The organism is Streptomyces sp. NPDC051677 (genome assembly GCF_044453465.1).
GTDB lineage: Bacteria > Actinomycetota > Actinomycetes > Streptomycetales > Streptomycetaceae > Streptomyces.
Map to the genome: position 1 here is coordinate 23,613 of NZ_JBITCT010000020.1, position 18,236 is coordinate 41,848.

General features: G+C 71.4%; 19 protein-coding genes and 1 riboswitch. Of the genes, 18 read left to right on the forward strand and 1 reads right to left on the reverse strand.

The genetic code is table 11. The annotated features are described in order from the left end of the window. Nucleotides 1-8 precede the first annotated feature (8 nt). The 7 genes from ACIBAF_RS23815 to ACIBAF_RS23845 all read left to right on the forward strand — a co-directional run bounded on the left by ACIBAF_RS23815 (nucleotide 9) and on the right by ACIBAF_RS23845 (nucleotide 5,969). Complete coding sequence (locus tag ACIBAF_RS23815; RefSeq protein ID WP_399465616.1) at nucleotides 9-545, forward strand: NUDIX hydrolase; 537 nt, start codon at nucleotides 9-11, stop codon at nucleotides 543-545. Nucleotides 546-601: 56 nt separating this feature from the next. After that, a complete protein-coding gene (locus ACIBAF_RS23820) occupies nucleotides 602-910 on the forward strand; it encodes a DUF2469 domain-containing protein (RefSeq protein ID WP_005311352.1) in 309 nt (102 codons plus the stop codon). A gap of 117 nt (nucleotides 911-1,027) precedes the next feature. After that, nucleotides 1,028-1,405: a YraN family protein gene (locus tag ACIBAF_RS23825; protein WP_079659222.1), complete on the forward strand. Its 378-nt coding sequence runs from the start codon at nucleotides 1,028-1,030 to the stop codon at nucleotides 1,403-1,405. A gap of 1 nt (nucleotide 1,406) precedes the next feature. Further along, nucleotides 1,407-3,032, forward strand: a complete 1,626-nt coding sequence (locus ACIBAF_RS23830; protein ID WP_399465502.1) for a YifB family Mg chelatase-like AAA ATPase — start codon at nucleotides 1,407-1,409, stop codon at nucleotides 3,030-3,032. An 11-nt stretch (nucleotides 3,033-3,043) separates the two neighbouring features. Beyond that, the gene (gene dprA, locus ACIBAF_RS23835) at nucleotides 3,044-4,231 is read left to right on the forward strand and encodes a DNA-processing protein DprA (protein ID WP_399465504.1); all 1,188 of its coding nucleotides are present in this window, start codon (nucleotides 3,044-3,046) and stop codon (nucleotides 4,229-4,231) included. Nucleotides 4,232-4,495: 264 nt separating this feature from the next. Further along, a complete protein-coding gene (gene whiG / locus ACIBAF_RS23840; RefSeq protein ID WP_399465506.1) occupies nucleotides 4,496-5,338 on the forward strand; it encodes an RNA polymerase sigma factor WhiG in 843 nt (280 codons plus the stop codon). A 73-nt stretch (nucleotides 5,339-5,411) separates the two neighbouring features. Beyond that, nucleotides 5,412-5,969, forward strand: coding sequence for a TetR/AcrR family transcriptional regulator (locus ACIBAF_RS23845; protein WP_399465617.1), 558 nt, complete (start codon nucleotides 5,412-5,414; stop codon nucleotides 5,967-5,969). A 1-nt stretch (nucleotide 5,970) separates the two neighbouring features. Here ACIBAF_RS23845 and ACIBAF_RS23850 read toward each other — a convergent pair whose 3' ends face one another. Further along, on the reverse strand, nucleotides 5,971-6,549 hold the full coding sequence (locus tag ACIBAF_RS23850; RefSeq protein ID WP_399465507.1) for a murein hydrolase activator EnvC family protein: 579 nt from the start codon (nucleotides 6,547-6,549) through the stop codon (nucleotides 5,971-5,973). Nucleotides 6,550-6,829: 280 nt separating this feature from the next. Here ACIBAF_RS23850 and rpsB point away from each other — a divergent pair, with 280 nt between their 5' ends. The 11 genes from rpsB to ACIBAF_RS23905 all read left to right on the forward strand — a co-directional run bounded on the left by rpsB (nucleotide 6,830) and on the right by ACIBAF_RS23905 (nucleotide 18,212). Then, nucleotides 6,830-7,780: a 30S ribosomal protein S2 gene (rpsB, locus tag ACIBAF_RS23855; protein ID WP_399465509.1), complete on the forward strand. Its 951-nt coding sequence runs from the start codon at nucleotides 6,830-6,832 to the stop codon at nucleotides 7,778-7,780. Between the two features lie 156 nt (nucleotides 7,781-7,936). After that, nucleotides 7,937-8,773 (forward strand): translation elongation factor Ts, encoded by an 837-nt coding sequence (tsf, locus tag ACIBAF_RS23860; RefSeq protein ID WP_399465510.1) that lies wholly within the window; start codon nucleotides 7,937-7,939, stop codon nucleotides 8,771-8,773. A gap of 189 nt (nucleotides 8,774-8,962) precedes the next feature. Continuing rightward, nucleotides 8,963-9,721 (forward strand): UMP kinase, encoded by a 759-nt coding sequence (pyrH, locus tag ACIBAF_RS23865; protein WP_079659215.1) that lies wholly within the window; start codon nucleotides 8,963-8,965, stop codon nucleotides 9,719-9,721. Nucleotides 9,722-9,928: 207 nt separating this feature from the next. Then, a complete protein-coding gene (gene frr / locus ACIBAF_RS23870; RefSeq protein ID WP_319341088.1) occupies nucleotides 9,929-10,486 on the forward strand; it encodes a ribosome recycling factor in 558 nt (185 codons plus the stop codon). Next, complete coding sequence (locus tag ACIBAF_RS23875) at nucleotides 10,486-11,664, forward strand: phosphatidate cytidylyltransferase (protein WP_399465511.1); 1,179 nt, start codon at nucleotides 10,486-10,488, stop codon at nucleotides 11,662-11,664. Before frr ends, ACIBAF_RS23875 begins: the two co-directional genes overlap by 1 nt. Nucleotides 11,665-11,836: 172 nt before the next feature. Beyond that, nucleotides 11,837-12,286 carry an SRPBCC family protein gene (locus ACIBAF_RS23880; protein WP_399465512.1) on the forward strand — a complete coding sequence of 150 codons (450 nt, stop codon included), beginning with the start codon at nucleotides 11,837-11,839 and terminating at the stop codon, nucleotides 12,284-12,286. A gap of 65 nt (nucleotides 12,287-12,351) precedes the next feature. Then, entirely contained in the window at nucleotides 12,352-12,996 is a 645-nt protein-coding gene (locus ACIBAF_RS23885) for a hypothetical protein (protein ID WP_399465513.1), read from the forward strand. Nucleotides 12,997-13,061: 65 nt separating this feature from the next. Then, on the forward strand, nucleotides 13,062-14,168 hold the full coding sequence (rlmN, locus tag ACIBAF_RS23890) for a 23S rRNA (adenine(2503)-C(2))-methyltransferase RlmN (protein WP_079659211.1): 1,107 nt from the start codon (nucleotides 13,062-13,064) through the stop codon (nucleotides 14,166-14,168). A 24-nt stretch (nucleotides 14,169-14,192) separates the two neighbouring features. Next, nucleotides 14,193-14,301, forward strand: a riboswitch (TPP riboswitch). Between the two features lie 76 nt (nucleotides 14,302-14,377). Beyond that, nucleotides 14,378-15,496, forward strand: a complete 1,119-nt coding sequence (locus ACIBAF_RS23895) for a thiamine ABC transporter substrate binding subunit (protein WP_399465618.1) — start codon at nucleotides 14,378-14,380, stop codon at nucleotides 15,494-15,496. Nucleotides 15,497-15,588: 92 nt separating this feature from the next. Then, nucleotides 15,589-17,190, forward strand: coding sequence for an ABC transporter permease (locus ACIBAF_RS23900; RefSeq protein WP_399465619.1), 1,602 nt, complete (start codon nucleotides 15,589-15,591; stop codon nucleotides 17,188-17,190). Continuing rightward, on the forward strand, nucleotides 17,190-18,212 hold the full coding sequence (locus tag ACIBAF_RS23905; protein ID WP_399465514.1) for an ABC transporter ATP-binding protein: 1,023 nt from the start codon (nucleotides 17,190-17,192) through the stop codon (nucleotides 18,210-18,212). The genes ACIBAF_RS23900 and ACIBAF_RS23905 overlap by 1 nt, the downstream gene beginning before the upstream one ends. The last annotated feature ends 24 nt before the right edge of the window (nucleotides 18,213-18,236 follow it).

An 18,236-nucleotide genomic window follows, 5' to 3' on the forward strand; every position in this document is an offset into this window, starting at 1 on the left:
GCGGCTCGGTGGGCACGGGCGGCTCGGTGGGCACGGGCGTCGACTCCTATGAGGGCGGACTGCGCAAGGTCGCCCGGGTCGTCCTGCTCGACCCGCAGGACCGCATCCTGCTGCTGCACGGCCACGAACCGGACGACCCGGCCGACGACTGGTGGTTCACGCCCGGCGGGGGCGTGGAGGGCGACGAGACCCGTGAACAGGCTGCTCTGCGGGAACTCGCCGAGGAGACCGGCATCACCGAGATCGAGCTCGGCCCGGTGCTGTGGCGACGGACGTGCTCCTTCCCGTTCGCGGGCCGTCGCTGGGACCAGGACGAGTGGTACTACCTGGCCCGGACGGCCGACACGCACGGTGCGGCGCCCCGGCCCACGGCCCTGACCGAGCTGGAGCGGCGCAGCGTCGCCGGAGCACGTTGGTGGACGTGTCAGGAACTGACCCGGGCACATGAGACGGTGTATCCGACCAGACTCGCCGAGCTGCTGCGCACGCTGCTCGACGACGGTCCCCCGGCCGGACCCGTAACCCTGGACACGGAAATCGTCTAGAGGCGCACGGGACTGGCGCACAATGGGGAGATCGCACGGCTGAAGGGGAACATGCCATGAGCGCCGAGGACCTCGAGAAGTACGAGACCGAGATGGAGCTGAAGCTCTACCGGGAGTACCGCGATGTCGTCGGTCTGTTCAAATACGTGATCGAGACCGAGCGGCGCTTCTACCTCACCAATGACTACGAGATGCAGGTGCACTCGGTCCAGGGCGAGGTGTTCTTCGAGGTGTCGATGGCCGACGCCTGGGTGTGGGACATGTACCGGCCGGCCCGGTTCGTGAAGCAGGTACGAGTGCTCACGTTCAAGGACGTGAACATCGAGGAGCTGAACAAGAGCGACCTGGAGCTTCCGGGGAGCTGAGGCTCGCGGGCGGACGCCCGTGTGGGTGACCGGGTTATCCACAGTCGCCGAGTTCTCCACCAAGATCCTTTTTGTGGCGGCGGATGCGTGAGCGTGGGTGCCGGAGGTGGTGCCCACATGAGCACGAACACGGATCTGGCCCGAGGCGCACTCGGCAGGTACGGCGAGGAACTGGCCGCCCGGCGGCTGACCGAGGCCGGGATGACGGTCCTGGAGCGCAACTGGCGCTGCGGCAGGACCGGTGAGATCGACATCGTCGCCAGGGACGGTGACGTCCTGGTCGTCTGCGAGGTGAAGACCCGCAGGGGCGGCGCCTTCCAGCACCCGATGGCGGCGGTGACCCCCGAGAAGGCCGAGCGGCTGCGCGGCCTCGCCGAGCGGTGGATCCAGACGCACGGGGGAGCCCCGCCCGGCGGCGTCCGCATCGACCTGATCGGCGTCGTCCTGCCCCGTCGCGGCGCGGCCGTCGTCGAGCACGCGCGGGGGGTGGCCTGAGATGGGGTTCGCGCGTACGTGCTCGGTGGCGCTGGTGGGCGTCGAGGGCGTCGTCGTCGAGGTCCAGGCCGACCTCGAACCCGGCGTGGCGGCCTTCACCCTGGTGGGGCTGCCGGACAAGAGCCTGAGCGAGAGCCGGGACCGGGTCCGGGCGGCCGTGGTGAACTCGGGCGGCGAGTGGCCGCAGAAGAAACTCACCGTGGGCCTCAGCCCGGCCTCGGTGCCCAAGGGCGGCAGCGGCTTCGACCTCGCCATCGCCAGCGCCGTGCTCGGTGCGGCCGAGCGGATCGACCCACGGGTGCTCGCCGACATCGTGATGATCGGGGAACTGGGCCTGGACGGACGGGTGCGTCCGGTCCGGGGCATCCTCCCCGCGGTGCTGGCCGCGGCCGACGCCGGATACGAACAGGTGGTCGTGCCGGAGTGCGCCGCCGCCGAGGCGTCGCTGGTCCCGGGCGTCTCCGTGCTCGGGGTGCGCAGCCTGCGGCAGCTCATCGCCGTCCTCGCGGACGAACCCGTGCCCGAGGAGGAACCGGACGAGGCGGGCCGCCCCGACCCGCTCCTGGCCGGCCTCAGGATGCCCGGCACCGGCGCGGCCACCGGGATGCACAGCATGGGCGCCGCCCAGCAGGACCACGGGCACGACCTCGCGGACGTGGTCGGGCAGCGCTCGGCGCGGACCGCGGTCGAGGTCGCCGCGGCGGGCGGACACCACCTGTTCCTCGAGGGACCGCCCGGAGCGGGCAAGACCATGCTCGCGGAGCGACTGCCGGCCGTGCTGCCCCGGCTGAGCAGGGAGGAGTCGCTGGAGGTCACGGCGGTGCACTCGGTGGCCGGACTGCTGCCACCGGGCAAGCCCCTCATCGACGTGCCCCCGTACTGCGCCCCGCACCACTCGGCGACGATGCAGTCGCTGGTCGGGGGCGGGGCGGGGTTCGCCCGCCCCGGCGCCGTCTCGCTGGCCCATCGAGGGGTGCTCTTCCTCGACGAGACCCCCGAGTTCGGCGGCCAGGCCCTCGACGCCCTGCGGCAGCCGCTGGAGGCGGGGCACGTGGTGATCGCGCGCAGCGCGGGAGTGGTGCGCTTCCCGGCCCGGTTCCTGATGGTGCTGGCGGCCAATCCGTGCCCCTGCGGCCGATTCTCGCAACGCGACACCGTGTGCGAGTGTCCGCCCTCGGCGATCCGCCGCTACCAGGCGCGGCTCTCCGGGCCTCTGCTCGACCGGGTCGACCTGCGCGTCGAGGTCGACCCGGTCGGCCGGGCCGAGCTGGCGCACCGCGGTCCCGGAGGCGAGTCCACGGCGACCGTCGCCGACCGGGTCCGGGCCGCCCGCGAGCGTGCGGCGGCCCGGTTGGCGGGCACCGGGTGGCGGACCAACAGCGAGATCCCCGGCCGTGAGCTGCGCAACCGCTGGCATGCCGCGATCGGCGCCATGGACGAGGCGGAACGGAACCTGGAGCGCGGGGGGCTGACCGCCCGCGGGCTCGATCGGGTGCTGCGCGTCGCCTGGACCGTCGCCGACCTGGTCGGCCACGACCGGCCCGACGCCATGGACGTGGCCCTGGCCCTGCAACTGCGCACGGGGGTGCCGCGCGGAGTGCCGATGGCCCTCGGGGCGCTGACATGAACGGCCCTGACATGAACGGCCCTGACGTCAACGGTCCTGGCGTGGGCGGCGGCGCCCCAGCGGACGAGCGGCTCGCCCGCGTTTTCCTCGGGCGGGTCGTCGAGCCCGGCGACGAGGTGGGCGGGCAGTGGGTGCGGAAGCGGGGCGTGCGCGAGGTGGTGCGCCGGTTGCGGGGCGACGGGGAGCCGTTGCCCGGGGTGACCGCGAAGCGCTGGGCCGGGATGCTGGCGCGGGCCGGGCGGGCCGAGCCGGAGCGGGACCTGGCCGTGGCGCGGGAGGCCGGGGTGCGGTTCGTGTGCCCGGGAGACGCCGAGTGGCCCGGCACCCTGGACGAACTCGGCGATGCCCGGCCGCTGGGGCTCTGGGTGCGAGGGCGGCCCAGTCTGCGGATGTGGGCGCTGCGGTCGGTCGCCGTCGTGGGCGCCCGCGCCTGCACCGAGTACGGCGCCCACATGGCCGCCGCCCTGGCCTGCGGGCTCGCCGAACGAGGGTGGGTGGTCGTGTCCGGCGGGGCCTACGGCATCGACGGGGCCGCCCACCGGGGCGCCCTCGGCGCGGGCGGCGCCACCGTCGCCGTCCTCGCCTGCGGGGTCGACCGGCCCTACCCGCGCGGGCACACCGAGCTGATCAACCGGATCGGGGAACAGGGGCTGGTGGTCGGGGAGTTGCCGCCCGGCGACCACCCGACGCCGAGCAGGTTCATCCTGCGCAACCGGGTGATCGCCGCCCTCACCCGGGGCACGGTCGTCGTCGAGGCCGCGTACCGCAGCGGCTCACTGGTCACCGCGCGGGCGGCGCAGCGGCTGGGTCGGCACACGATGGGGGTGCCGGGGCCGGCCACGAGCAGTCTCTCGGCCGGTGTGCACGAGCTGCTGCGCGGGGAGGCCGTGCTGGTCACCGACGCCGCCGAGGTCGTCGAGCTGGTCGGCGACATGGGGGAGCTGGCCCCGGACCGGCGCGGGCCGGTGCTGCCGCTCGACCTCCTGGAGCCGGGCGCCCGGCGTGTCCTGGCCGCGCTCCCCGCCCGCAGACCCGCCGGGGTCGACGAGGTCGCCCGCGAGGCCCGCACCACACCGGACGACGCGCTCGCGAGGCTGTACGAACTCAAGGCACTCGGTTACGTCGAACGACACGGCGACGGCTGGAAGTTGACACGCCAGGCGATGGTCTCCGTTCGAGGAGGTGGACGCTCGTGTTGACCCGGGAGGTTCGGCCGTCCGGGGGAACGCCGAAAGCCTTGGGAATTGCGGCAGTTGACCCATCCCGGTGATGACCCACAGCGAGCGCGGCGACCCTGGAGTGCGCCCAGCGGAACGTATCTGCGTACCGGCCCGAGCACGCCCTTCGCGCACCGCGACACCCCAGTCACGCTACGCTCACGAGGATTCCGGCACAGAACGGCACCACTGCACCACGCGGTACCCACCTCACGCACTTCACGGCAGAACGGCACAAGGCGACGAATGCCCCAGCACACCTCCGGGCCCGACCGGGCGGCGATCCCCCCAGCCGCCCGCGACGGTGGCAGCGTGCGGCCGCCCGCTCCCTCGACGCTCGACGAGCTGTGGCGGTCGTACAAGGACACGGGGGACGAGCGGCTGCGGGAGCAGCTGATCCTGCACTACTCGCCGCTGGTGAAGTACGTGGCGGGACGGGTGAGCGTCGGTCTGCCGCCGAACGTGGAGCAGGCCGACTTCGTGTCCTCCGGGGTCTTCGGACTGATCGACGCGATCGAGAAGTTCGACATCGACCGGGAGATCAAGTTCGAGACGTACGCGATCACCCGGATCCGGGGCGCGATGATCGACGAGCTGCGGGCCCTGGACTGGATCCCGCGGTCGGTGCGGCAGAAGGCGCGCAACGTCGAGCGCGCCTACGCCACGCTGGAGGCGCGGCTGCGGCGGACTCCTTCGGAGTGCGAGGTGGCCGCCGAGCTGGGCATCGCGGTGGACGAGCTGCACGCCGTGTTCAGTCAGCTGTCGCTGGCCAACGTGGTGGCGCTGGAGGAGCTGCTGCACGTCGGGGGTGAGGGCGGCGACCGGCTGAGCCTGATGGACACCCTCGAGGACACCGCCGCCGACAACCCCGTGGAGGTGGCCGAGGACCGGGAGCTCAGGCGGTTCCTGGCGCGGGCGATCAACACCCTGCCCGACCGGGAGAAGACGGTCGTCACCCTGTACTACTACGAGGGGCTGACGCTCGCCGAGATCGGGAACGTGCTGGGCGTGACCGAGAGCAGGGTCAGCCAGATCCACACCAAGTCCGTGCTCCAGCTGCGCGCGAAACTCGCGAGCTTCGGTCGCTGACGGCCGAAGTCACTCCCGTCGGGGGTGGCGCGTCCGTAGAGTGGTTGACGTGCCAAGGATTCGAGCGGCCTCCGTGGCCGAGCACCGGTCGATGCAGCGTGCCGCCCTGCTGGACGCGGCACGCTCCCTGTTGTCCGAAGGCGGGACGGAGGCGCTGACCTTCCCGGCCCTCGCCGAGCGGACAGGGCTCGCGCGCTCGTCCGTGTACGAGTACTTCCGGTCGCGGGCCGCCGTGGTCGAGGAACTGTGCGAGGTCGACTTCCCGGTCTGGGCGGCGGAGGTCGAGACGGCCATGGCCGCCGCCGACGGCGCGGAGGCCAAGGTCGAGGCGTATGTGCGAGAGCAGCTCGCGCTGGTGGGGGACCGCCGGCACCGGGCCGTCGTGGCGATCTCGGCGAGCGAACTGGACGCCGGGGCCCGGGAGAAGATCCGCGCGGCGCACGGCGGGCTCGTATCGATGATCGGGGAGGCTCTGGCGGAGCTCGGGCACACGGAGCCCCGGCTTGCGGCCATGCTGCTGCAGGGCGTCGTGGACGCGGCGGTGCGGCGGATTGAGCTGGGAGCCGCCGAGGATCCTTCGGCGATCACGGACGCGGCGGTCTCCGTGGTCCTGCGGGGCGTCCTGGGCTGAGCTACGGCAGGGGGACGCCGAGCACCGGCAGCAGCCGCGACGGGCCCCGGCGCAGCAGCCACGGGGGCAGCAGCGACAGCGGGTCCAGGTACGCCTCGCCCCGCAGCAGCCCCCAGTGCACACACGTCACCGTGCAGTGCGACCCCACCGGTTCCATCGTGCCGATCACCTGGCCCGGGGCCACCTCGTCGCCCTTCTTCACCGAGGCCCGTACCGGCTCATAGGTCGTCCGCAGCGGCGGCTCACCCGTGTCCGTCAGCTCCACCGCGACGACCCCCCGGCCCGCCACCCGCCCCGCGAAGGACACGCGGCCCGGGGCCACCGTCCGCACCGGGGCGCCCGGCGAAGCCGCCAGGTCGACGCCCCGGTGACCGCGCGCGTACGGCGTGGCCGGGGGCTCCCAGCCGCGTACCACCGCCGGGCGTGTGCCCACCGGCCAGGAGCGGCCGAGTGCCGGGACGGGAGCCGGCGGGGGCGCGAGGGCTCGCGGCGGGACCTGCGGGTCCGCCCACGCCACGGACGCCAGCATCGTGATCAACAGGAGCAGCGCCAGGCCGCCGAGACATCGCTTCGCGTACATGGGAAAACCGTTCCGCATCTCCCGGATCACGGCTCGGACCTGTGGACTACTCACCGGTTGTGGACAGCGGCGTCACCCGGCGCCTCGCGGGTCCCGTACACTTCTTCTGGCGATCCGGGTCACCGGGTCGACTTCGCACGCCCCGGTATCGGGCGCCGGCCACGGTCGGTCTCCCGGTATCCGCGCCCCTCGGTCCTTCGTGGCTCGGCGCACCGCGGGCGTCAGGCGCGGGAGCCGTCCGGCACCCGCGGCACAACCGAGAAAAACAAGGAGAACGGCCATGGCCGTCGTCACGATGCGGGAGCTGCTGGAGAGCGGCGTCCACTTCGGTCACCAGACCCGTCGCTGGAACCCGAAGATGAAGCGCTTCATCTTCACCGAGCGCAACGGCATCTACATCATCGACCTGCTCCAGTCGCTGTCGTACATCGACCGCGCCTACGAGTTCGTCAAGGAGACCGTCGCCCACGGCGGCACGGTCATGTTCGTCGGCACGAAGAAGCAGGCGCAGGAGGCCATCGCCGAGCAGGCCACCCGCGTCGGCATGCCCTACGTCAACCAGCGCTGGCTGGGCGGCATGCTCACCAACTTCTCCACCGTCTACAAGCGTCTGCAGCGCCTCAAGGAGCTCGAGCAGATCGACTTCGAGGACGTCGCCGCTTCGGGTCTGACCAAGAAGGAGCTCCTGGTCCTCTCGCGTGAGAAGGCCAAGCTGGAGAAGACCCTCGGTGGTATCCGCGAGATGTCCAAGGTGCCCAGCGCCGTCTGGATCGTGGACACCAAGAAGGAGCACATCGCGGTCGGCGAGGCCCGGAAGCTCAACATCCCGGTCGTCGCCATCCTCGACACCAACTGCGACCCCGACGAGGTCGACTACAAGATCCCGGGCAACGACGACGCGATCCGCTCCGTCACCCTGCTCACCCGCGTGATCGCCGACGCGGTCGCCGAGGGCCTCATCTCCCGCTCTCGTGTCGCCACCGGTGACAAGGGCGAGAAGGCCGCGGGCGAGCCGCTGGCCGAGTGGGAGCGCGACCTGCTCGAGGGCGGCGAGAAGAAGGCCGACACCGAGGCCGCCGAGAAGCCGGCCGAGGCCGCTGCCGAGGCTCCGGCCGCTGAGGCCGAGGCGCCCGCCGCTGAGGCCCCCGCCGCTGAGGCCCCCGCTGCCGAGGCCCCGGCCGCTGAGGCCGCCCCCGCCGAGGCTCCGGCCGCCGAGGGCGAGCAGGCCTGATTCAGGCCGTAGGCCGTGCGGTCGCCGTCGCGCCCGTACGGTCGTAGGGACGAAGTGACGGCGGGGGGCGTCGAGTACGCCGCCCGCCGTTCACCCACAGCCCCCAGATCTTCGTAGATCTTCGAGACTTCGAACTCCGAGAGAGATTCACAGATCATGGCGAACTACACCGCCGCCGACGTCAAGAAGCTCCGTGAGCTCACCGGCGCCGGCATGATGGACTGCAAGAAGGCGCTGGACGAGGCCGAGGGCAACGTCGAGAAGGCCGTCGAGGCGCTCCGTATCAAGGGCCAGAAGGGCGTCGCCAAGCGCGAAGGCCGCTCCGCCGAGAACGGCGCCGTGGTCTCCGTCATCGCCGACGACAACTCCTCCGGTGTCCTCGTCGAGCTGAAGTGCGAGACGGACTTCGTCGCCAAGGGCGAGAAGTTCCAGGCCGTCGCCGGCGCGATCGCCGCGCACGTCGCCAAGACCGCCCCGGCCGACATCGAGGCGCTGCTCGCCTCCGAGATCGAGGCCGGCAAGACCGTCCAGGCGTTCGTGGACGAGGCCAACGCCAACCTCGGCGAGAAGATCGTGCTGGACCGCTTCGCGCAGTTCGCCGACGGCTTCGTGACCGCGTACATGCACCGCACGATGCCCGACCTGCCCCCGCAGATCGGTGTCCTCGTCGAGCTGGACAAGCCGAACGCCGACGTCGCCAAGGGCATCGCCCAGCACATCGCCGCCTTCGCGCCGAAGTACCTCTCCAAGGAGGACGTGCCGGCCGAGGTCGTCGAGTCCGAGCGCCGCGTCGCCGAGGAGACCACCCGCGCCGAGGGCAAGCCCGAGGCCGCCCTGCCGAAGATCGTCGAGGGTCGCCTCAACGGCTTCTTCAAGGACGCCACGCTGCTCGGTCAGCCGTACGCGCTCGACAACAAGAAGTCCGTCCAGAAGGTCCTGGACGAGGCCGGTGTCACCCTGAAGCGCTTCTCGCGCATCAAGGTCGGCATCTGAGTCCGTGCCGCGATCGGCGCGTCGGCCCGATAGGGTCGGGTGCAGTCGTCCGGTACGCCGTCACGCGGGCGCGTGACGGACGACAGCAGATCTGACGAGGAGGCCATTGCCGCGCATGGGATGCGAACGACACCCCACACCGGCAATGGCCTCCTCGTGTGTGCGACCCGTCAAAGAAGCGAGAACGTCATGACCACCAAGGCCCAGAAGAGCGACGACGGCAAAGTGAGCGGCCGGTTTCTGCTGAAGCTGTCCGGAGAGGCCTTCGCCGGTGGCGGCGGCCTGGGTGTGGACCCCGACGTGGTGCACAAGATCGCCCGCGAGATCGCAGCCGTCGTCCGGGACGGCGCCGAGATCGCGGTCGTCATCGGCGGCGGCAACTTCTTCCGCGGCGCCGAACTGCAGGTACGCGGCATGGACCGCGCCCGCTCCGACTACATGGGCATGCTCGGCACGGTCATGAACTGCCTCGCCCTCCAGGACTTCCTGGAGAAGGAGGGCATCGACAGCCGGGTGCAGACCGCCATCACCATGGGCCAGGTCGCCGAGCCGTACATCCCGCTGCGCGCCGTGCGCCACCTGGAGAAGGGCCGCGTGGTCATCTTCGGCGCCGGTATGGGCATGCCGTACTTCTCCACCGACACCACCGCCGCCCAGCGTGCCCTGGAGATCGACGCCGAGGCGCTGCTGATGGGCAAGAACGGCGTGGACGGCGTCTACGACTCCGACCCGAAGACCAACCCGGCCGCCGTCAAGTTCGACGCCCTCGGCTACGGGGACGTCATCACCCGCGACCTGAAGGTCGCCGACGCCACCGCCGTCACGCTGTGCCGCGACAACAAGCTCCCGATCCTCGTCTTCGAGCTTCTGGCCGAGGGCAATATCGCTCGCGCCGTCAAGGGTGAGAAGATCGGCACGCTGGTGGGTGAGCAGGGCAGCCGGGCCTGACCGAAAACCCCCGGTCCACGACCGGTGGGACTCTTCAGTCTCTCTCCGGTCCGCACGACAACACCTGACCGGGGGACGGACCCGGGTCGGGGGATGGACAATGTCCTGCCGGTCGGGAACCGTGCAGGAAGAAGACGCGACGCAGCCGGCCGCCGCCACCGACAGGGAACCGCAGCCGGGCCTACTCAAGACACGCAGGAGCAAGTGGTGATCGAAGAGACCCTCCTCGAGGCCGAGGAGAAGATGGAGAAGGCCGTCGTGGTCGCCAAGGAGGACTTCGCCGCGATCCGCACCGGCCGTGCGCACCCGGCGATGTTCAACAAGATCGTGGCCGACTACTACGGCGCGCCGACGCCGATCAACCAGCTGGCTTCGTTCTCCGTGCCGGAGCCGCGCATGGCGGTCGTGACCCCGTTCGACAAGAGCGCGCTGCGCAACATCGAGCAGGCGATCCGCGACTCCGACCTGGGCGTCAACCCGAGCAACGACGGCAACATCATCCGGGTGGTGTTCCCCGAGCTCACCGAGGAGCGCCGCCGCGACTACATCAAGGTCGCCAAGGGCAAGGGCGAGGACGCCAAGGTGTCCATCCGCGCGGTCCGTCGCAAGGCCAAGGACGCGATCGACAAGCTCATCAAGGACGGCGAGGTCGGCGAGGACGAGGGCCGCCGTGCGGAGAAGGAGCTCGACGACACCACCGCGAAGTACGTCACTCAGGTGGACGAGCTCCTGAAGCACAAGGAAGCGGAGCTGCTCGAGGTCTGATGAACGACTCTTCCTGGGGCTCACCGCCACACACCGGGTCGCGGGCCGGGTACTGGGGGCCCGTCGACCAGGGGCCTGTCCAGGGCGCTGCCCCGGCGGGTCCCGCGTACGATGCGCCTGAGGCGCAGCAGACTCGCCCCATGCCCATCGGCCCCGACGTATCCGCACACGGCGGTCACCAGGATGACGACCGGGGGGCCGCTCGGCTGGGCGGCCCCTTGTTCCGAGACGAGACCTACGGCGGCGCCCACGCCGGCGCCGCCCGTGGTGATGACACCCCGTCGGCACAGCCCCCTGCGGCAGTGCCGCAGAATCCGGAGCCCATGCCCGACGCCCCTCACCCGGCGCCCGCACCCCAGAAGAAGAGTGCGGGCCGAGACCTGGGCGCGGCCATAGGGGTCGGGGTCGGGCTCGGTGCGGTGATCGTCGCGTCGCTGTTCGTCGTCAAGGCCGTGTTCGTCGGCGTGATCGCGGTCGCCGTCGTCGTGGGTCTGTGGGAGCTGACCAGCAGGCTGCAGGAGCGCAAGGGCATCAAGGCGCCGCTCGTGCCGCTCGCGGTCGGCGGTGCGGCGATGGTCGTCAGCGGATACGTCCGGGGGCCCGAGGGCGCCTGGGTCGCCATGGCACTCACCGCGCTCGCCGTGCTGGTCTGGCGGATGACGGAACCGCCCGAGGGCTACCTCAAGGACGTCACGGCCGGCGTCTTCGCCGCCTTCTACGTCCCCTTCCTCGCCACCTTCGTCGCCCTGATGCTCACCGCCGACGACGGGGCCTTCCGCGTCATGACGTTCCTGCTGCTGACGGTCGTCAGCGACACGGGCGCGTACGCCGTCGGCTGGCGCTTCGGCAGGACCAAGCTCGCCCCGCGCATCAGTCCCGGCAAGACCCGTGAGGGTCTGCTCGGCGCGGTGTCGTTCGCGATGGTCGCCGGCGCGCTGCTGATGCAGTTCGTGATCGACGAGGGGACCTGGTGGCAGGGCCTGCTGCTCGGCTTCGCCGTCGCGGCCAGCGCCACCCTCGGCGACCTCGGCGAGTCCATGATCAAGCGGGACCTGGGCATCAAGGACATGGGCACGCTGCTCCCCGGCCACGGCGGCATCATGGACCGGCTGGACTCGCTCCTGCCCACGGCTCCCGTGGTGTGGCTGCTGCTCGTGCTGTTCGTGGGTTCCGGCTGATTCCGGTTGTTTCCGGTTGATTCCGGTTGATCCACGTGCGTTCTCCGGCTCGTGCGGGCCCCCGTCCTGATCCCAGGGCGGGGGCCCGCTGCCGTGGCCGCCGGGGCGGCCGAGTGGGACGATTTCAGGTGAGGGCCCTCAGGGGGGATCTCCCTGGAAGGGGGCGGACTGCATGTCCGACTTCCGTGATTCGATCGACGTCGACCGCACCCCCGAGGACGTCTGGGCGTATGTCATCGACCCGTCCCACCTGCCGGAGTGGCAGCAGAGCGCGGTCTCGGCGGAGCCGCTCGACCCCGGCCCTGTGGGCGTCGGCTCCCGGGTACGGATCACCCGGCACGTCGGCCGCCGGGACGTGCCGATGACCATGGAGTACACCGAGTACGACCCACCGCGCGCCTGGGGTCTGCAGGGAATCGACGGTCCCATCCGCGGCCATGTCCACGGCGAGATCACCCCGCTCGACGACGGCCGCCGCTCCCGCGTCACCATGGAGCTCGACTTCGAGGGCAAGGGCATGGGCAAGGTCCTTCTGCCCCTCGTCGTCCGCCCCCAGGTCCGCAAGGAGCTCCCGCACAACGAGCGGCTGCTGAAGGACCGGCTGGAGCACGGGATGGCGTAGCCCCGCCGCGATCAGTGGAACTCTGGGCTGTGTGTCCCCCTCTCACTGTGTGAAGGGGGACACACATGAAGTTGAAGACTCGGTACGCGCCCGTCGCCGTGGTGCTTGCCTTCTGCTGCCTGCCGCTGACCGCCTGCGGCACGCAGCAGGCCGGGGCACGATCGACTGTCACGTCCGGCCCGGGATCGTCGACGACGGACGAGACGAGCGACGACAGCGAGAGCGAACTCCCCGACCAGACCACCGACGACCAGAGCAGTCTTCCGGACGAGACCAGCGACGACCAGGGCAGCAGTCTTCCGGACGAGACCAGCGACGACCAGGGCAGCCTTCCCGACACCACCACCGACGACCAGCAGGACACCGACGACCCCGCCCTCGGCGACACCACCGAAGACGGCGGGGACGTGCCGGTGAGCGGCCCGCACCGCTGGTTCCCGATGCTCCGCGAATTCCGTGCGTACCTCACGACGGACGCCCCGAAAGCGGACGCCTTCCTCGCCGCCCACGTGACGAGCGTGAACGTCCGGGTGCCCGCCGACAGCGCCCGCAGCGTGGCCGTGGTCCGGGTCGACTACGGCGTGGGAGAGCAGGAGAGCGCCGACCGCACCGCCAAGGCGTTCGCCGACTGGCGGCGCGCCGGGTACGCCGATCACGGCCATGTGGACGTCCTCGGCCCGGCGAAGACCACCGCCGAACGGAACTGGTAGCCCGCCCTTCGCCCGGATCCGGGCGGCCCGGGCCACCCGATTGGATCTGCGACACTGGTACGGCCATGCCTAAGCCCGGAGAACTCACTTTCGTCGCCCCCCGCGGAGCCAAGAAGCCGCCGCGGCATCTCGCCGACCTCTCGCCCGCCGAGCGGAAGGAGGTCGTGGCGGAGATCGGTGAGAAGCCGTTCCGCGCCAAGCAGCTGTCGCAGCACTACTTCGCGCGCTACGCCCACGACCCGGCGGAGTGGACGGACATCCCCGCCGGCGCGCGCGAGAAGCTGCGTGAGGCGCTGCTGCCGGACCTGATGTCGGTCGTCCGGCATCTGTCGACGGACCAGGGGACCACGCGCAAGACCCTGTGGCGGCTGTTCGACGGCACGCTCGTGGAGTCGGTGCTGATGCGGTACCCGGACCGGGTGACCATGTGCATCAGCTCGCAGGCAGGGTGCGGGATGAACTGCCCGTTCTGTGCCACCGGGCAGGCGGGGCTCGACCGGAATCTGTCCACCGCGGAGATCGTGCACCAGATCGTCGACGGGATGCGGGCGCTGCGGGACGGGGACGTGCCCGGGGGGCCGGCCCGGCTGTCCAACATCGTCTTCATGGGGATGGGGGAGCCGCTCGCCAACTACAAGCGGGTCGTCGGCGCCATCCGCGCGCTCACCGACCCGGCGCCGGACGGGCTCGGGCTCTCGCAGCGGGGCATCACCGTGTCGACGGTCGGGCTGGTGCCGGCCATCCACCGGTTCGCCGACGAGGGCTTCAAGTGCCGGCTCGCGATCTCCCTGCACGCGCCGGACGACGAGCTGCGCGACACCCTCGTCCCCGTGAACACGCGGTGGAAGGTGCGCGAGGTGCTGGACGCCGGGTTCGAGTACACCGAGCGCTCCGGGCGCCGGCTGTCCATCGAGTACGCGCTGATCCGGGACATCAACGACCAGGCCTGGCGCGGTGACCGGCTCGGGCGGCTGCTGCGCGGCAAGCCCGTGCACGTCAACCTCATCCCGCTCAACCCGACCCCGGGCTCGAAGTGGACGGCCTCCCGGCCCGAGGACGAGAAGGCGTTCGTCGAGGCGATCGCCGCGCACGGCGTTCCCGTGACGGTCCGGGACACCCGTGGTCAGGAGATCGACGGGGCGTGCGGTCAGCTCGCGGCCACCGAGCGGTAGTCTTTAGGCCGTACACATATCTTCATATTCCGACAGGGGAGCGCCACAGCGCTGAGAGTGCGGCATCCAGGCCCGCAGACCCTCTGAACCTCGCCCAGGTCATTCTGGGTAGGAAGTTCGGTCATCACTCGAGCTGTTGCGCCCTGCCCGGCGTCCGTCCCGTGCGGACCCGGGCGGGGCCGCGTCTCTTCCTGGTCACCCCAGGAGGAATTCCAGTGCAGAACAAGACCATCGTGGCCGTGGCCGTCGGGCTCGGCCTGATCACGCTGTCCGCGTGCGGGTCGACGGACGGCGGCGAGGCAGCGACGGAGTCCAAGACCGTCACCCTCGTCAGCCACGACTCGTGGGCCGTCTCCAAGAGCGTGCTCGCCGACTTCGAGAAGCAGTCCGGGTACAAGGTGAAGGTCCTCAAGGACGGCGACGCCGGCCAGGCCGTCAACAAGGCCATCCTCACCAAGGACAACCCGCAGGGCGACGTCTTCTTCGGCGTCGACAACACGCTCCTGTCGCGCGCCCTCGACAACGGGCTCTTCCAGTCGTACGAGGCGAAGGGGCTGGCGCAGGTCGACGCCCGGTTCCAGCTGGACGCCGGCAAGCACCGGGTCACGCCCGTCGACTACGGCGACATCTGCGTCAACTACGACAAGAAGTACTTCGCCGACCACAAGCTGACCCCGCCCGCCTCCTTCGACGACCTGGTGAAGCCCGCCTACAAGAACCTCCTCGTCACCGAGAACGCCTCCACCTCCTCGCCCGGCCTCGGCTTCCTGCTCGGGACGGCCGCGCAGTACGGAGATGGGGGCACCTCCCGCTCGAGCGAAGCCGAGAGTGGGGGAGGCTGGGAGGGCTACTGGAAGAAGCTCAAGGCGAACGGCGTGAAGGTCGTCGACGGCTGGGAGCAGGCCTACAACGAGGAGTTCTCCGGTTCGGCCGGCGGCAGGAAGGCGGGGGCGGACCGGCCGCTCGTCGTGTCGTACGCCTCCTCGCCGCCCGCCGAGGTGATCTTCGCCGATCCGAAGCCCTCCACCGCTCCCACCGGGGTCGCGACCGGCACCTGCTTCCGCCAGGTCGAGTTCGCGGGGCTGCTGGACAACGCGGCCAACGACAAGGGCGGCAAGGCGTTCATCGACTTCCTGATCAGCAAGAAGTTCCAGGAGGACATGCCGCTCAACATGTTCGTGTACCCGGTGGTGAAGGGCGCGGCCGTGCCCGCCGAGTTCACGCAGTACGGTCCCGCCGCGAAGGACCCCGAGACCATGGACCCGGCGAAGATCGCCGACCGCCGCGACCAGTGGGTCAAGTCATGGACCTCGCTCGTACTGAAGTAGCCCCGGAGGAGCGCGCCCCGGAGAAGCACGCCCCGCAGAAGGGCGCCCCGCAGAAGGGCGCCAAGGGGAGCGCGGCGGCGCGGCTCGCTCTGATGACCGTGCCCGTCGCGTTCTTCGCGGTCTTCTTCGCCTACCCGGTCGCCGCGATCGTCGCGCGCGGCCTGAAGACGGACGGCGGCTGGCAGTTCGGCCGGTTGTGGGACGTGCTCGCGCAGTCCGGCATCCGGCACGTGCTGTGGTTCACCACCTGGCAGGCGTTCGCGTCCACCGCGCTCACGCTCCTGGTCGCGCTGCCGGGCGCGTATGTGTTCGCGCGGCTCGACTTTCCGGGCAAGCAGGTGCTGCGGGCCGTCGTCACCGTCCCGTTCGTGCTGCCGACGGTCGTCGTCGGCACGGCGTTCCTCGCGCTCGTCGGGCGCGGCGGACTGCTCGACGAGCTGTGGGGCGTACGGCTGGACACCACCGTGTGGGCGATCCTGCTCGCGCACGTCTTCTTCAACTACGCGGTCGTCGTACGGACCGTGGGCGGGCTGTGGTCGCAGCTCGATCCGCGGCAGGAGGAGGCGGCGCGGATGCTGGGCGCGTCCCGGCTGCGGGCCTGGCGCACGGTCACGCTGCCGGCCCTCGGGCCCGCCGTGGCCGCCGCCGCACTGATGGTCTTCCTCTTCACCTTCACGTCCTTCGGTGTGGTGCAGATCCTCGGCGGCCCCACCTTCTCCACTCTCGAAGTGGAGATCTACCGGCAGACGTCCGAGATCTTCGACCTGTCGACGGCCGCCGTCCTCACGATCGTCCAGTTCGCGGCCGTCGGCGCGATCCTCGCCGTGCACGCCGCCGCCGTACGGCGGCGGGAGACCGCGCTGCGGCTCGTGGACGCCTCCGTGACGGCCCGGCGGCCGCGTGGGGCCGGGCAGTGGGCGCTGCTCGCCGGGGTGCTCGCCACGATCGCCGTGCTGCTGGTGCTGCCGCTCGCGGTGCTGGTGCAGCGCTCGCTGGACGCGCCCGACTTCGCCTACTACCGGGCCCTGACCAGCGACGACGGCAATGTCTTCCTGGTCCCGCCGATCGAGGCGATCGGCAACTCGCTGCAGTACGCCGTCGCCGCGACCGCCATCGCGGTGCTGATCGGCGGGCTGGCTGCCGCGGCCCTCGCCCGCCGGGACGCCGGGCGGCTGGTCCGTGGCTTCGACGCGCTGCTGATGCTGCCGCTCGGCGTCTCCGCCGTGACCGTCGGCTTCGGGTTCCTGATCGCGCTGGACGAGCCTCCGCTGGACCTGCGCGGCACGTGGATCCTGGTGCCGCTGGCGCAGGCGCTGGTCGGCGTGCCCTTCGTCGTGCGGACCATGCTGCCGGTGCTGCGGGCGGTGGACCAGCGGCTGCGCGAGGCGGCGGCCGTGCTCGGGGCGTCGCCGTGGCGGGTGTGGCGGGAGGTGGACCTGCCGATGGTGCGGCGGGCGCTGCTGGTCGCGGCCGGGTTCGCCTTCGCGGTGTCGCTGGGGGAGTTCGGGGCGACCGTGTTCATCGCACGGCCCGACAACCCGACGCTGCCGGTCGCCGTGGCACGGCTGCTCGGGCGGGCCGGTGAGCTCAACTACGGCCAGGCGATGGCCCTTTCGACGATTCTGATGATCGTGTGCGCGGTGGCCCTGCTGGTGCTGGAGCGGCTGCGGACCGACCGGACGGGGGAGTTCTGATGCGGCTGCTCGAACTGGAGCGTGCCACCGTGCGGTTCGGCGGGCGGGCGGTGCTGGACGCCGTCGATCTCGCCGTCGCCGAGCACGAGGTGGTGTGTGTGCTCGGGCCCAGCGGCAGCGGCAAGTCGACGTTGCTGCGGGCGGTGGCCGGACTGCAACCCCTGGACTCCGGGCGGGTGGTGCTCGACGGGCGCGACCAGGCGGGCGTGCCCGCGCACAAGCGGGAGCTCGGGCTGATGTTCCAGGACCATCAGCTGTTCCCGCAGCGGGACGTGGGCGGCAACGTGGCCTTCGGGCCGCGGATGCGGGCGGCCTCCCGGCAGGAACAGGCCGACCGGGTGCAGGAGTTGCTCGACCTCGTGGGGCTGCCCGGCACCGCCCGACGGGCCGTCGCCGCGCTGTCCGGCGGGGAGCAGCAGCGGGTCGCGCTCGCCCGGGCCCTCGCGCCCCGGCCCCGGCTGCTGATGCTGGACGAGCCGCTCGGCCAGCTCGACCGGTCGCTGCGGGAGCGGCTGGTCGTCGAACTGCGGGAGCTCTTCGGCCGGTTGGGGACCACCGTCCTCGCTGTGACGCACGACCAGGGCGAGGCGTTCGCGCTCGCCGACCGGGTCGTGGTGATGCGGGACGGGCGGATCGCCCAGTCCGGTACGCCTCTTGAGGTGTGGCAGCGGCCGGCGGACGCGTTCGTGGCCCGCTTCCTCGGCTTCGACAACGTGGTGGAGGCGACCGTCGCCGGGGAGGTCGCGGTCACGCCGTGGGGCAAGGTGCCGGTGCCGGCCGGGTCCGGGCAGGGGGCGCGCACGCTGCTCGTCCGGCCCGCCGGTGTGCGCCTGGTGGGCGCGGAGGAGGGCCTGCGCTGTACGGTCGCCGCCCGCACCTTCCGGGGCACCCATGTCGCCGTGCACCTCCAGCCGGAGGGCGCACCGAGGCTGGAGGCGGCGTGCGCGCTGCGGGACGCGCCGGAGGTCGGGGGCGCGGTGGGGGTGTCCTTCGACTCGGCCGAAATCGTCGTGCTGGACTGACCGGCCGACGCCTACGGTGTTACG